The organism is Tepidiphilus succinatimandens, from assembly GCF_006503695.1.
Taxonomy (GTDB): Bacteria; Pseudomonadota; Gammaproteobacteria; order Burkholderiales; family Rhodocyclaceae; genus Tepidiphilus; species Tepidiphilus succinatimandens.
Genome location: NZ_SBIK01000007.1, coordinates 56,274 through 70,537 on the forward strand (window position 1 = coordinate 56,274; position 14,264 = coordinate 70,537).

The 14,264-nt window shown below is 66.9% G+C and carries 14 protein-coding genes; 8 read left to right on the top strand and 6 right to left on the bottom strand.

What is annotated here, in order from left to right; genetic code table 11:
• Positions 1–16: 16 nt before the first annotated feature.
• Genes EPD82_RS05830 through EPD82_RS05840 form a run of 3 tightly spaced genes read right to left on the bottom strand, consistent with a single transcriptional unit; the run spans position 17 to position 3,730 of the window.
• Positions 17–943, bottom strand: coding sequence for a branched-chain amino acid ABC transporter permease (locus EPD82_RS05830; protein ID WP_141056104.1), 927 nt, complete (start codon positions 941–943; stop codon positions 17–19).
• Positions 944–956: 13 nt separating this feature from the next.
• Entirely contained in the window at positions 957–1,739 is a 783-nt protein-coding gene (locus EPD82_RS05835) for an ABC transporter ATP-binding protein (protein ID WP_055423260.1), read from the bottom strand.
• A gap of 11 nt (positions 1,740–1,750) precedes the next feature.
• On the bottom strand, positions 1,751–3,730 hold the full coding sequence (locus EPD82_RS05840) for an AMP-dependent synthetase/ligase (RefSeq protein ID WP_141056105.1): 1,980 nt from the start codon (positions 3,728–3,730) through the stop codon (positions 1,751–1,753).
• A gap of 245 nt (positions 3,731–3,975) precedes the next feature.
• Between EPD82_RS05840 and EPD82_RS12050 the strand changes: the two genes are divergently transcribed.
• Genes EPD82_RS12050 through EPD82_RS05870 form a run of 6 tightly spaced genes read left to right on the top strand, consistent with a single transcriptional unit; the run spans position 3,976 to position 9,894 of the window.
• Positions 3,976–4,695: an energy transducer TonB gene (locus tag EPD82_RS12050; protein ID WP_055423262.1), complete on the top strand. Its 720-nt coding sequence runs from the start codon at positions 3,976–3,978 to the stop codon at positions 4,693–4,695.
• A 19-nt stretch (positions 4,696–4,714) separates the two neighbouring features.
• On the top strand, positions 4,715–5,482 hold the full coding sequence (locus tag EPD82_RS05850; RefSeq protein ID WP_055423263.1) for a MotA/TolQ/ExbB proton channel family protein: 768 nt from the start codon (positions 4,715–4,717) through the stop codon (positions 5,480–5,482).
• 12 nt (positions 5,483–5,494) lie between these two features.
• Positions 5,495–5,917 carry an ExbD/TolR family protein gene (locus EPD82_RS05855; RefSeq protein ID WP_055423264.1) on the top strand — a complete coding sequence of 141 codons (423 nt, stop codon included), beginning with the start codon at positions 5,495–5,497 and terminating at the stop codon, positions 5,915–5,917.
• Positions 5,918–5,955: 38 nt separating this feature from the next.
• Positions 5,956–8,148, top strand: a complete 2,193-nt coding sequence (locus EPD82_RS05860) for a TonB-dependent receptor (protein ID WP_141056106.1) — start codon at positions 5,956–5,958, stop codon at positions 8,146–8,148.
• Between the two features lie 43 nt (positions 8,149–8,191).
• The gene (locus EPD82_RS05865) at positions 8,192–8,872 is read left to right on the top strand and encodes a Fe2+-dependent dioxygenase (protein WP_141056107.1); all 681 of its coding nucleotides are present in this window, start codon (positions 8,192–8,194) and stop codon (positions 8,870–8,872) included.
• Positions 8,873–8,874: 2 nt separating this feature from the next.
• Complete coding sequence (locus tag EPD82_RS05870) at positions 8,875–9,894, top strand: alpha-hydroxy acid oxidase (RefSeq protein ID WP_170210798.1); 1,020 nt, start codon at positions 8,875–8,877, stop codon at positions 9,892–9,894.
• Here the strand turns inward: EPD82_RS05870 and EPD82_RS05875 are convergent.
• Both EPD82_RS05875 and EPD82_RS05880 read right to left on the bottom strand, forming a co-directional pair.
• On the bottom strand, positions 9,817–10,632 hold the full coding sequence (locus tag EPD82_RS05875) for an N-acetylglucosaminyl phosphatidylglycerol deacetylase (RefSeq protein ID WP_141056109.1): 816 nt from the start codon (positions 10,630–10,632) through the stop codon (positions 9,817–9,819). The two genes, EPD82_RS05870 and EPD82_RS05875, sit on opposite strands and share 78 nt — an antisense overlap.
• Positions 10,629–11,780: an N-acetylglucosaminyl phosphatidylglycerol synthase gene (locus EPD82_RS05880; protein ID WP_055423268.1), complete on the bottom strand. Its 1,152-nt coding sequence runs from the start codon at positions 11,778–11,780 to the stop codon at positions 10,629–10,631. Before EPD82_RS05880 ends, EPD82_RS05875 begins: the two co-directional genes overlap by 4 nt.
• 270 nt (positions 11,781–12,050) lie before the next feature.
• Here EPD82_RS05880 and EPD82_RS05885 point away from each other — a divergent pair, with 270 nt between their 5' ends.
• Both EPD82_RS05885 and EPD82_RS05890 read left to right on the top strand, forming a co-directional pair.
• Positions 12,051–12,566 carry a lipid-binding SYLF domain-containing protein gene (locus EPD82_RS05885; protein ID WP_420824930.1) on the top strand — a complete coding sequence of 172 codons (516 nt, stop codon included), beginning with the start codon at positions 12,051–12,053 and terminating at the stop codon, positions 12,564–12,566.
• Positions 12,567–12,645: 79 nt separating this feature from the next.
• Positions 12,646–12,861, top strand: a complete 216-nt coding sequence (locus EPD82_RS05890; RefSeq protein ID WP_141056111.1) for a glycine zipper 2TM domain-containing protein — start codon at positions 12,646–12,648, stop codon at positions 12,859–12,861.
• A gap of 1 nt (position 12,862) precedes the next feature.
• Here the strand turns inward: EPD82_RS05890 and paeA are convergent, their stop codons facing one another.
• A complete protein-coding gene (gene paeA, locus EPD82_RS05895; RefSeq protein WP_141056112.1) occupies positions 12,863–14,191 on the bottom strand; it encodes a polyamine export protein PaeA in 1,329 nt (442 codons plus the stop codon).
• Positions 14,192–14,264: the final 73 nt, after the last annotated feature.

The window sequence follows — 14,264 nt, forward strand, 5'->3', positions numbered from 1 at the left end:
GTTCCTCCCGATACCGTCAGACGCGGTCGATGTGTTTTTCGCCGAAGAGCCCCTCGGGCCGGATCAGCAGGAAGACGAGCGCCAACACGTAGGGAAACCACGAATCGATCCCCCCGCCCACGAAAGGCCCGAGATACACTTCGGCCAGTTTCTCGCTCGCCCCGATGATGAGCCCGCCGACGATGGCGCCGGGCACCGAAGTGAGCCCGCCGAGGATCAGCACCGGCAGCGCCTTGAGCGCCGTATAGGTGAGCGCGAACTGTACGCCGTTGCGCGAGCCCCACACCAGCCCGGCCACGATGGCCACGAACCCGGCCACCGCCCACACGATCACCCAGATGCGCTGCAGCGGAATGCCGATCGACAGCGCCGCCTGGTGATCGTCCGCCACCGCCCGCAGCGCCCGCCCCACCTTGGTGTATTGGAAGAAGAGCGCGAGCACCGCCACCAGCACCCCGGCCACCGTGGCTGCGACGAGATCGAACTTGGAGATCATGAGGTTGTAGCGCTCGAGCAGCCCCATCACCGGCTCGTCGGCGATGCCCAGATCCAGCCCACGCACCACCGCCCCCCACATACCTTGCGCCACCCCCTCGATGAGGTAGCTGAGCCCGATGGTGGCCATGAAGAGGGTGATCGCCGGCTGATTGACGAGCTTGCGCAGCATGAAGCGCTCCACCAGCCAGGCGAGCAGCACCATGACGACGGCGGTGAGTAGCAGCGCGATCCAGAAAAGCCCCGCCCACTCGGGCGAAAGCCCCAGCCAGGCCGGCAGACGCTCGGTGAGCCCCACGAACGTGAGCGCGGCGAAGAAGACCATCGCCCCCTGGGCGAAATTGAGCACGCCGGACGCCTTGAAGATGAGCACGAATCCCAGCGCCACCAGGGCATAGAGCATGCCGGCCAGCAGACCGCCGATCAGCACTTCCAGAAAGAATCCCATCGTCCGCTCCTCCTCAATGCCCGGCGCCGAGATAGGCTTCGATCACGACCGGATCGTTGCGCACCTCATCGGGCGGCCCGTCGCCGATCTTGCGGCCGTAATCGAGCACCACCACCCGGTCGGAGATGTCCATCACCACGCCCATGTCGTGCTCGATGAGCACGATGGTGGTGCCCAACTGCTCGTTCACGTCGAGGATGAAGCGGCACATGTCCTGCTTCTCCTCCACGTTCATGCCGGCCATGGGCTCGTCGAGCAGCAGCAGCGACGGCTCGGCCGCCAGCGCCCGGGCGAGCTCCACCCGCTTTTGCAGGCCGTAGGGCAGGCGCCCCACCGGCGTCTTGCGGATGTTCTGGATCTCGAGGAAATCGATGATCTCCTCGACGCGCTTGCGATGCGCGATCTCCTCGCGCCGGCTCGGCCCCCAGTAGAGCGCATTCCACAGGAAATTTCGCCGCATCATGAGGTTGCGACCGGTCATGATGTTGTCGAGCACCGTCATGCCCTTGAAGAGCGCGATGTTCTGAAAGGTGCGGGCGATGCCCTGCGCCGCCGCCTCGTGCGGGTTCATTCGCCGCCGCTCCTGGCCACGGAAGACGATGCGCCCCTGCTGCGGGTGATACACCCCGTTGATGACGTTGAGCATGGAGCTCTTGCCCGCGCCGTTGGGGCCGATGATGGCGCGGATCTCGCCCTCGCGCACGTCGAAACTGATGTTGGTGAGCGCCTTGACCCCGCCGAACGACAGCGAAATGTTCTGCAGATCGAGGATCACGTCGCCGATGACTCGCGCCATTTCCTCCTCCTTCAGCCTTGCGCGCGCGGCGAGGGCGGAAAGACCTTCGCGTCGCGGATGCGCACCTCGGCGGCGATCTTGCCGGCGCGCCCGTCCTCGTACTTGACCGCCGTCTCGATGTATTGGCTGTCCTTGCCGGCATAGAGCGCCTCGACCAGCACGGCATACTTCTCGGCGATGAAGCGCCGGCGCACCTTGCGCGTGCGGGTGAGCTCCTCGTCGTCGGCATCGAGCTCCTTGTGCAGGATGAGGAAACGCCGGATCTGCGAGCCGCTCATCTGCGGATCGTGGCTCAGGTCTTCATTGACCTCTTCCACGCACTGCTGGATCAAATCGTAGACGGCCGGCTGCTGCGCCAGATCGGTGTAGCCCGAATAGGCGAGCCCCCGGCGCTCGGCCCAGTTGCCCACCGCCTCCAGGTCGATGTTGATGAAGGCGGTCACGTAAGGGCGATCGTGCCCGAAGGCCACCGCCTCCTTGATGAGGGGGAAGAACTTGAGCTTGTTCTCGATGTAGTTGGGCGCGAATATCGAGCCGTCCTTGAGCCTTCCCACGTCCTTGGCCCGGTCGATGATCTTGAGGTGCCCATCCTCGTCGAAGAAGCCCGCATCCCCGGTCATGAAGTAGCCTTCTTCGTCGAAGGCCTCGGCCGTATCCTGCGGCCGCTTGTAGTAGGCCTTGAGCAGCATCGGACCGCGCACGCGGATCTCGCCGTTGTCGGCGATTTTCACCTCCACCCCAGGGGCGGGCTTGCCCACCGAGTCGAGCTTGACCTCGCCGTCGGGTTGCAGGCAGACGTAGGCGCAGGTCTCCGTCTGACCGTAGAGCTGCTTGAGGTTGATGCCGATCGAGCGGTAGAAACGGAAGAGATCCGGCCCGATCGCCGCCCCGGCCGTATAGGCCACGCGCAGGCGCGACAGGCCGAGCACGTTGCGCAGCGGCCCATAGACCAGGATCTCGCCCAAGGCGTAGTGCAGGCGCTGCAGCAGCGGCACCGGCCTGCCTTCGAGGATCTGGATGCCGCAGCGCTCGGCCACCTTCATGAAATGGCGGAACATCGCCTGCTTCAAACGCCCGGCATCCTCCATGCGGATCCACACCTGCGTGCGCAGGTTCTCGAACACGCGCGGCGGGGCGAAGTAGTACGTGGGACCGATCTCGCGCAGATCGGTCATCACCGTCTCGCTCGACTCGGGGCAATTGATGGTGAAGCCTGCCGCGTAAGCCTGGGCATAAGAGAAAAGATGGTCCCCCACCCAGGCCATCGGCAGGTAGGAGAGCACTTCCTCGCGGTCGGTGAGGTGGTCGAACTGCACCCCGCCCATGCCGGCGAAGAGGAACGCCCGATGCGTCTGGCACACCCCCTTGGGCTTGCCAGTAGTGCCCGACGTGTAGAGCATCACCGAGACGTCGTCGCTCTCCCCTTTCTCGATCTCCTCGTCGACGAAATCGGGCTGGTTGCGGTCGTGGATGCGCCCGGCCTCCAGGAGCTCGTCCAGCCCCTGCAGCAGCGGCTGGGTGTAATGGCGCATGCCACGCGGATCGTCGTAGAAGATGCGCTCGAGCGAGGGCAGGCGGTCGAGGATCTCGAGGAGCTTGTCGACCTGCTCCTGATCCTCCACCACCGCCATCTTGACCTCGGCATCCTGCAGCACGTAGGCCATCTCCTCGGCGATCGCATCTTGGTAGAGCAGCACCGGGATGCCCCCCAGACATTGCGCCGCGGCCACCGCCAGGTAGAGGCGTGGCCGGTTGTCGCCGACGATGGCCAGGCGATCGCCACGCCGGAATCCCGCCTCGGCCAGCCCGCAGGCGAGCGCGCGCACCTGGGCGTAGCACTCGCCCCAGGTGTAGGTTTGCCAGATGCCGTATTCCTTCTCGCGGATCGCCGGCCGGTCGGCGCGTACGCGGGCGTGATGCCGCAGCAGGCGCGGAAAAGTCTCCAGACCCGGAATGATCGCAGGGGCATGCGGTTTCGTGCCCTCGGCCATGCCAACCCTCCTCCAATCCGATGAGCGTGTGCCCCGCCGTCGTTTTCTTTTTTCGGCGGGGCCGTCTCCCTCCACGCGACGGCTGCATTGTGCCGGCGAAGTCTTGCAAGGGTTTGTCAAAAACGTAACGCGAATGTAACGGCGAGCGCCCGCGGATCCCCTCACACGCGAGATAGCTTTTTTGCACTTGATACTGATTATCGTTTACTATATCATTTGCAAAGAAACGTCTCACGAACCGAGCCATGACCCAAGAACCTCGCCGCGTCCTTCCGCCCTGGGCGATCCTCGCCGCCCTCTCGCTGCACGGCGCGGTCCTCTACGCCGGGGCACGCGCCCTGCCTGAAGTGCAGACGCCTCCTGTCGCCCCGAGCATGACGATCGCCTGGGTCGTTCCGGCACCGGATCCCGCTCCTGCGGCAACGGCGGCCCCCGCCGTCGAACCTGCGCCGGCCACCGGGCCCTCGCCGACCCCGCCCAAGGCGAAAGCCCCCGCACGCACGACGGCCAAGCCCCGTACTCCTGCCAGATCCAGCCCGCCGCCGACGCAAGCGGTGACTGCGGCCGCAACCTCGTCCGTCGCGGCAAACGAGGCCGGAGGCGACCCTGCACCCCCTGCGGACACGGCACCGGCCGCCCCCGTGCGCGGCAATACTGGAAGCACGGAAGCCGCGCCCTTCACCGAACCGCGCTTCGACGCCGCCTATCTCGCCAATCCGCGCCCCTCCTACCCCCCGGTATCGCGCCAGCTCGGCGAGCAGGGCAAAGTGATCCTGCGCGTACTGGTCGGCGCCGACGGGTCGCCACGCCGCGTCGAACTGGAGCGCTCTTCCGGCTACCACCGGCTCGACCGGGCCGCGCGCGAGGCCGTCGAGCGCTGGAGATTCGTCCCCGCGCGCCGCGGCGACACCCCGGTCGAAGCCACCGTGCTCGTCCCCATCGCTTTCTCCCTTTCTTCATCCTGACCCTTGCGGAGCCTCACCCATGAACGAATCCCTACTGCATTTCTTCGCCCAAGGCGACGGCGTGAGCCGCTTCATCTTCTTGCTGCTCGCGCTGCTCTCCGTGCTGAGCTGGGCCGTGATCCTTGCCAAGACGGCGCTGCATCTGCGCCTGTCGCGGCGCGCCGCCCAGTTTCTGCGCCGATTCTGGAACGCGGGCGACCTGGCCGAGATTGCGCGCGACCTGCGGGAACACGGCGCGATCGACCCGGCCTCGCACCTCGTGCATCACGGCCTCGAGGTGCTCGAACGCCTCGAGCGGGCCGGCGAAAACGCCGCGGCGCGCCCCGGGCCGCTCGGGGAGCGCGGCGAGCCTCAGGAGCTCCTCACCCGGGCGCTGCGCCGCGCCATCGACGAAGCCCGCGCCCGCGACGAGGCCGGCATGACGCTGCTCGGCACCACCGCTTCCAGCGCCCCCTTCATCGGGCTCTTCGGCACCGTCTGGGGCATCTATCACGCCCTGCAGGCGATCGCCGCCAGCGGCAGCGCCTCGCTCGACAAGGTGGCCGGCCCCATCGGCGAAGCCCTGGTGATGACCGGATTCGGTCTGGCCACCGCGATTCCGGCCGCGATCGCCTACAACGCCTTCAGCCGCATCCAGCGTCGCCGCGCGCAGGAGCTGGAAGCCTTCGCCTACGACGTCTACACCTTCCTCGTCACCGGCATCAAGCGCCCAGCGACCCGGCCCGAGCCCGCCGTCGTCGCGCTCGATGCCGATGCCCCCCGCCCCGCCCGCAAGACCGCCTCCTGACGGAGAACCCCCATGGCCTTCGCCCGACTCGACAGCACCGGCGACACCGAACCGATCAACGAGATCAACATGGTGCCCTTCATCGACGTGATGCTGGTGCTGCTCATCATCTTCATCGTCACCGCGCCCTTGATGACCCACGCGGTGAAAGTCGACCTTCCCCAGGCGAGCAGCGCCCCCGACACGAAACGCGACGAGGAGCGCCTGCGCCTGCGGCTCGCCGCCGACGGCCAGACCCTGCACTGGAACGACGAGGCGATCGACTGGACGGCTCTGGAAGCGCGCCTCGCCGAGCTCACACCCCAAACCACCCTGGAGCTGCAGGCCGACCGTGCCACCCCCTACGAGGCGCTCGCCCGCCTGATGGCCGCCGCCTCGCGCCACGGCCTGGCGAAGATCGCCTTCGTGACGCTGCCCGGCGAACCCGCTCCCTGAAAAACGACGCTTTTCCCCAACCCCAAGGAGTTTTTTCGATGTCGACCGTCCCTCCGCACGAACCCCAGCCGCGAGCGGAAAACGCCGCGCCTCTTCGCCCCAAGGTGCTGCCGCTGGGCGCAGCGATGCTGATCGGCCTGGGCGCGGCGCAGCCGGCGCTCGCGCAAAGCGCCGAGACGGGCGCTGCCGACGCCCAGGTGCTGCCCACCGTCACCGTCACCGATGAGGCCCCTACCGCAACGCAGGGCTACCTCAAGCACACCACCCGCGTGGGCAAGACGCTGCAGGACCCGCACGAGATCCCGCAGGCGATCACCATCCTCACCCAGGACCTGCTCGAAGACCAGCAGGTAGGCTCCTTGCGCGAAGCCCTGCGCAACGTCTCGGGGCTCACCTTCAACGCCGCCGAGGGGGGCCGCTCCGGCGACAACATGATGCTGCGCGGCTTCTACACCTTCGGCGACATGTACCTCGACGGCATCCGCGACACCGCCCAATACAACCGCGAGACCTTCAACCTCGAAAGCGTGGAAGTGCTGCGCGGCTCGGCGGCCATGCTCTACGGCCGCGGCCAGGCAGGCGGGATCATCAACCAGGTAAGCAAGGCGCCTCTACCCGCCGACAAATACAAGCTCACCGGCTCCTTTGGCAGTGAAGACTATCGCGAGGGCACGGCCGATCTCAACAAAACCCTGGGAGAGAACTCGGCGCTGCGCGTGAACCTCATGAAGCGCACCGAGGAGAGCTGGCGTGAGAACCCCGCCAACGGCGCCGAACCCGAGATCGACCGCCAGGGCGCGGCCCTGAGTTTCGTCCACGGCATGGGCACGCGCGACGAAGTACAGCTCAACTACTACTATCTGCAGACCCGCGACAATCCCGACTACGGCGTGCCCTTCGACTCCACGACCAAGCGGCCGCTCAAACGCTACGGCACTTCCGCCTTCTGGGGCACCGACGACACGTTCGATGACTCCGACACGCACATCGCCACCGCCACCTACACCCACCGCTTCCAGCCCGGGACCGAGTGGCGCACCGTGCTGCGCTTTGCCGACTACGACCGCAGCTACTGGGCGCTCGCCCCTTCAGGCAGAGCCGCGCCCTCGGCCGACGGCTCGAGCGGCAGCGCGAAAACGCGCAACACCGACTATCGGACCGTGGCGCTGCAATCCGACCTCACCCATGCCCTCACGCTCGCCGGCATGCGCCACGAGCTGCTCGCCGGCTTCGAATACCTCAACGAAGACAGCCACCGCCGCTCGCTGCGCAATCTCGCCGCCCCGGGGGCGCCGGCCTTCTATCGCCCCGGCATCGAGGATCCCAAGGCGAGCGCCACCGATTTCACCGGCGACAGCTACGCGCTGCTCGCCCAGGACACCATCGAATTCCTGCCCGGCTGGAAACTCACCCTGGGCGCACGCCGCGACGAGATCTCCGCCGACTACAGCAACGTCAATTCCCCCAGCCTCGACTACGGCGAGAACAGCTACCGGGCGGGCCTGTCGTGGCTGCCCACCGCCAACCAGCACTACTATCTCTCGTGGTCCGACAGCTTCAGCCCCACCGCCGACCTCTACCAGCTCTCCGGCGGCGAATATCCGGCCGAGCGCAGCGACGTGGTCGAGCTCGGGGCCAAGTGGATGCTCTTCGAAGGCGATCTCTCGCTGCGCGCCGCGCTCTTTCGCGCCACCAAGGATTGGGAGCGCAACACCGATCTCGAGACCACCGGCGCCATCCTCACCCGCAAGCGCCGCACCGACGGGCTGGAGCTCGAAGCCGCCGGCCGCATCACCGAGCGCTGGGAAGTCTTCGCCGGCCTGGCCCTGATGGACGCCGAAATCCTCAAAGTGGCCCCCGGCGCCGACCCGCGCCTCAAGGGGCAGCAGCCGCGCAACACGCCAGACTACACCTTCAACCTGTGGACCACCTACCGCTTCATGCCAAGCTGGAAAGCCGGCCTGGGCGCCGAGACCAAAGGCGAGCGCTATGGCTATAACCCCAGGGCCGCCAACGGACCCTTCGTAAACGGCAAGTTCTCGCCCAACGTCGCCCCCTCCTACACCCGCTGGGACGCCATGCTCGCCTACGAGCAACCCTCCTACACGGTACGCATGAACGTGCGCAACCTCTTCGACAAGGTCTATTATGATTCCCTCTACGAAAACGGCAGCTTGGTCGTTCCCGGCACCGACCGGGCGGTGATCCTCACTGCCGAGTTCAAGTTCTGAGCTTTCGGCGGGGCGCGAAGCCCCGCCTCTCACGGAAGACGCTATGCTCCTGACGATCGACGAAGTCCTCTCCGCCGCGGAAGTGGAACAGGCCCGCACGCTGCTCGCCCAGGCACGCTGGGTCGATGGCCGCAGCACCGCCGGGCCGCTCGCGCGCGAGGTCAAGAACAACCTGCAGATCGCCGAAGACTGCCCCACCCTCGCCCCCTTGCGCCAGCTGGTGCTGCAGGCGCTCGAGCGCGAGCCGCTCGTTTTTTCGGCCGTCCTGCCGCGCGACATCTTCCCGCCGCAGTTCAACCGCTACCGCGCCATCGGCGAGGGTGAGCACTACGGGCCGCACGTCGATGCCGCCATCCGGCTGGTGGGCGAGCGCAAACTGCGTACCGACGTCTCGGCCACCCTCTTTTTCAGCGCCCCGGAAGAATACGACGGCGGCGAGCTCGTGATCCACGACCTCTTCGGCACACAGCGCGTCAAGGGCAAGGCCGGTTCCATCGTCATCTACCCCGCCAGTTCGCTGCACGAGGTCACGCCGGTCACCCGGGGCGAGCGGCTCGCCTCCTTCATGTGGTTCCAGAGCCTGGTGCCCGACCCGGTCGAACGACGCCTGCTCTTCGAACTCGACATGGCCACCCTGACGCTGCGCAGCGAACACGGGGAGGGCGCGCTCGCCGCGCGCTTCTCCACGATCTACCACAACCTGCTGCGACGCTGGAGCGTCTAGCCGTGTCCGACACTCCTGCGCCCGTATGCGCCGAAGACTACCTCGAACTGGCGCAGCAGCGGCTGCCGCCGGACGTCGCCGCCTACCTCTTCGGCGGGGCCGAGGCGGAACTGGCGGCGCGGCGCAACCGCGAGGCGCTCGATGCCGCCACCCTCATTCCCCGTTTCGTGCGCGACACTCCTTTTACCCCACCGGGCGGCCCGACCCTCTTCGGCCGGCGCCACGCCTCGCCGCTGCTGCTCGCGCCGATCGCCCATCAGCGCCTCTTCCATCCCGACGGCGAAGCGGCGAGCGTCCTCGCCGCGCTGGCGCAAGGCGTCACGCCCATCGTCTCCAGCCTGGCGAGCACCCCCTGGCCGCAACTGCGCCAGCTCGCCGAAGACGAAGCACTGTGGTTCCAGATCTACTGGCAGGGCGATCGTGCCGCCACCGAGCGGCTCATCGAGCGCGCCGCGGCGCTGCGCCCCGAAGCCTGGATGATCACCCTGGATGCGCCCATCGGAGGCTTGCGCTGGCGGCTGTGGCGCAGCGGTTTTCGCCTGCCGCCGCGGGCGGCGCCAGCCAACCTCGAAGCGCAGGCGCCGACGCAGCGCACGCACGACCTGGCGGCCCTCCTTGCGCTCGCCCCCACGCGCGACGATCTCGCCTGGCTGCGCGATCGCCTGCGGCAGCCCCTCCTGGCCAAAGGCGTATTGCACGAAGCAGACGCCGAGGCATTGGCGCGGCTGGGTTACGACGGCCTCGCCGTCTCCAACCACGGCGGACGAACTTTCGATGCCGCCCCGGCGAGTCTCACCCAGCTCGAACCGATCGCACGGGCCGTGGGAGAAAAGATGACCGTGCTTTTCGATGGCGGCGTGCGCCGCGGCAGCGACGTCGCCAAAGCCCTGGCGCAGGGCGCGTCGGCCGTGCTCGTCGGCCGCCCCTACGTGGCAGCGCTTGCCCTAGAGGGCGCGCACGGCGTCGCCCGCTGCCTGCGCTTGCTGCGCGACGAGTACGCCGCCGTCGCCGCCCTGCTGTAACGGCGCCAGACTGCGAAGCGCTTCACCCTTGGTGCACGGCGTTCGTTCGGCCAGCAGCGCGCGCATCGCCCGCTCCCAGAAACGGCGCGAGCGCTCGTGGCGCATATCCACCGGATGCAGCCCCAGTCGCAGCCAGGAACGGTTCGCGCTGCGCCTCAGCCAGCGCTCATTGACCGCCTGCGAGGCAAGCCGCCGCCAGCCGCTGCGGGCGCTCCACACGAGGCTCGGCGCATCGATCGGACACCACCCCTCGCCCGCGCGCCCATACACCCGCCGCGGCGAGCTGGTGTAGCGCAGGGGAAAGCCCGCGAGCGCGCGCCAGGCGCCTTCGCCCAAGAGCCAACCCGGCGCGACGAAGCCCTCCACCGGCCAGCCCAGGCACGAGAAGAGCGCGAGTCCCCGTTCGAGCCGTGCCTGGGCCTCTGATTCGGAGATCGCCGCGAATTCCCCCTCGTGGGTAAGGATGCGGCGGCGCACGAAATCGGCCAGACCACGGCAGGGCAACTCGTCGGCGTGGAAATAGCCGTGCAGCACCGCCTCGCCGCCGCGGGCCAGTTCCCGCTCGATCGCCGCGCAAAAACGGGGATCGCGGTCGAACGTCCCTTGCCCGTGGTAGTCGGGTACCACCAAGAGCGTCAATGGCACGCCCAGCGCCGCTGCGCGCGCGGCAAAGTCGGCATAAAGCGGCCAGGTGGCCGGGGCCACGTCGTGCAGCACCACGGAAAAGAGCGCCTTCATCGCCCCCCCTGCCAGGCATCGGCCACTTCTGCATCCACCGGCACCGGCAGCAATGCAGGCACCCCGCACAAGGCGCGGTAATGCTCCAGCAGTCCGGGAAGCACCGCCGGCCAGGCGTAGCGGCGTTCCACCCAGGCGCGCGCCTGCCGCCCGGCCTCTTCGAGATCGACTTCGCGCACGAAGTCGCGTACCGTCTGTGCAAAGACCGTCGCATCCAGGCTCGGCGCGATCCGGCCAGCCTCGGGCGGCACCAGTTCGGATACGGCCCCGCCGGCTACGCCGACCACGGGGATGCCGCTTGCCATCGCCTCGAGCACCACCAGACCGAAAGTCTCCTGATTGCCGGCGTGCACCAGCAGATCGGCGCTGGCGAGGATGCGGGCGACGTCCTCACGGCCGACGAAGCGATCGACCACGGTCACGTTTTCCGGTACCCGGTGCGGCATGGCGCTGCCCACGAGCAGCAGGTGGAAGTCCTCGCCCAAGAGCCGCGTCGCCGCGAGCAGCACGTCGAGATTCTTCTCGCGCGCACCACGGCCGGCGAAGACCATGAGGCAGCGCGCCTGGGGAATGCCCAGTTCGGCACGCAGAGCGGGATCGCGCCGCGCCGGCGAAAAAATCTGCGTATCCACCCCCAAGGGCTGGGCGATCGCCCCCTCCACGCCGAGCGCCGCCAGATGTTCCACCATGGTGCGGCTGGGCGTGAGCACCCGGTCGAAACGCCGGTAGAGCTTGCGCACGTAGGCGGCCGCCGCCAAACCCCAGGCGCGGCCGAAGCGCCGCTCGACGAGGCGTGGCAAATCCGAATGGTAGAAACCGATCACCGGCACCCCCAGCCGCTCGCCGGCCGACAGCGCCGCCCAGGCGGGAACGTAAGGGTCTCCCGCCTCGATCACGTCGGGCGAAAGCGCCACGAGCCGCTCTTCCCACGGTCCGGGGCGCAAGGGGAAGCGGTAGCCGGTGGAAAAAGGAATGGGCCAGGCCGAGATCGTCTCGCAGCCGGGTGCGGAGCGATCTTCGGCCCCAGGAACCACCAAGGTGTGCCGCACCCCTTCGATGGCGGAAAGAAAGCGCCGCTTCGATTCCAGATACGTCCGAACGCCTCCGCTCGATTCCGAGTAGAACAACGTGACATCGGCAAGATGCATGAACTGTCCGGTCAAGAGAAAATTGCCGCAAGTGTAACGCCGACTTGCCCCTGGACGCCACCCCCGCCCAAGCGAGACCCCCTCATGTCATCTTTCTTGCACGGACATGGGAGCCACCCTGCAACATTTCGTCTCGTTTTCGTTCTGGCAGGCCATTCTTCCATATCCTAAGCTGAGGGGCGTGCACACTTTGTTCATTCCCTGGAGGGAAAAACGATGATCCAATACAGCCGACGTCTCACTCCTTGGCTCTACGCCCTTCTCATCGCCATGAGCCTCGTCCTGATCCTGCCGCCGGCGCAAGCGGCCACCAACCAGGAAGAGCTCATCCGCGACGCCCGCGAAGCACTCGCCACGCTGCGCAAGATCAACCCCGCGGCGGATGCCATCGCCAAATCGGCCAAAGGCGTGCTGGTGTTCCCCAACATCATCAAGGCAGGGCTCATCTTCGGTGGCAGCTACGGCGAAGGGGTGCTCTTCGTCGATGGCAAGGTGCGCGGCTTCTACAATTCCGTCTCCGCCTCCTGGGGGCTGCAGCTCGGCGCCCAGTCCTACGGTTACGCGCTCTTTTTGATGAACGACAAGGCGCTGAAATACCTCGAGGAAAGCCAAGGCTGGGAGCTGGGCACCGGCCCAACCGTCACCTTGGTGGATACCGGCGTGGCCGCGAACCTCTCCACCACCACCTTGCGCGACGACGCCTATGCCTTCATCTTCGACCAGCAAGGCTTGATGGGCGGCATCAACATCGAGGGCACGAAGATCACCCGTATCAAGCAGCCTTGAGCGCTTGACACTCCGAAACATCTCCCGAACGCCGCTTGCGGTATAAAAGGGAAACGTTCGAATCACGAAGGGAGTGGACATGAAACGGGTTTTCTTCCTCGCGCTCACTGCCACCGCCTTGGGCGTACTGAGTGGTTGCACCACGTGGGATCGCATGTCGGCCCGCGAGAAAGCCGCCGTGGGCGGAGCCGCCGTGGGCGGCGTGGTCGGGGCGGCGGTCTCCGACGGCGGCGTGCTGGGAACCGTCGGTGGAGCCGCCATCGGCGGTCTCATCGGCGACCAAATCGGCAAATGACTCAGGAAGCAGGCGCCCTTGCGCCTTCCGCCGCTGGCGCCGCCTCCGACGGCGGCGCCAGGCGCGTCACCAGCAGCTGGTCGATACGATAGTTGTCGATATCGACCACCTCGAAACGATAACCCTTGTATTCGAGCGCATCGGTACGCTTGGGCACCTTGCGTAGGTGGTACATCATGAAGCCGGCAATGGTCTCGAAGTGCTCCGAGCCCTCGAATTCGTCGATGCCGAGCACCTCGGCCACCTCGGCGATAGGGGTGAGCCCATCGAGCAGCCAGGAGTCGGCATCGCGCTGCACGATCATTTCCTCGCGCCCCACCACGGGGTCGACGGCGACCACCGTATCCATCACGTCGCGCAGGGTGAGCAGACCGACGACGATGGCGTACTCATTGACGATGAGCGCGAAATCCTGCCCCGCGCTGCGGAAGCGCTGCAGCGCTTCGAGCAGCGTGAGCGTATCGGGGAAGACCAACAAATCCCGTACCACCATCTCGGCAGTGAGCGAGACTTTCTCGCCGTCGATGATGGAGAGAAAGAGATCACGCGTATCGACGTAGCCCACGGGCCGGTCGAGCGAGCCGTCGCACACGGGAAACTTGCCGTGCGGATGGTTGCGCAGTTTCTTGCGGATGCTCTCCTCGGCCTCCCCCACCAAGAGGTAAACGATTTCGTCACGCGGCACCATGGCGGTGCGCACGGTGCGTTCGTCGAGTTCGAAGACGCGCGTCACCAGTTTCTGTTCCTCGGCGAGCAGCGTCCCGGCGCGCGTGGCCGCATCGGCGAGCGCCACGATCTCGTCGACGGTAACCTCCTCGCGCCGCCGCTCCGGCGCGCCGGCCACGCGCAGCACGGCGGAGGCGAGCGCATCGATCGCCCACACCAGGGGGTGCAGCAGGCGCATGAGCAGCGTCATCGGCGGGGCCACCACCAGGGCGATGCGCTCGGGGGCGAGCAGCGCAAGGCGCTTGGGAACCAGATCGGCGAGCACGACGAAGAGCAGCGTCACGGCGAGAAAGGCAATCGAGGAGGCGACCGAGCCGGCGTATTCAGGAGGGAGCACGAGGGCGGCAAGCGGTTCGAGCGAGGGCGTGATCGAGGATTCGCCCACCGCCCCGGCGAGGATGGCGACGCCATTCAAACCGATCTGTACCACCGTAAAGTAGTGACCCGGCTGGTCCTGCAGGTGCAGGATCCGTTTCGCCGCGGCATTGCCCTCCTTGGCCAACATCTCGATGCGCAGCCGGCGCGAGGCGGCGAGCGAGATCTCCGCCAGAGAGAAGAACGCGCTCGCCAATACGAGCAGCAGCAGGACGAAGAGGATCGTCATGATGAAAATTTTTCCTTCGTAACGTATTCATTATAGCGAGGAAGCCCGGCGACACCGGGCGATATAATGGAAA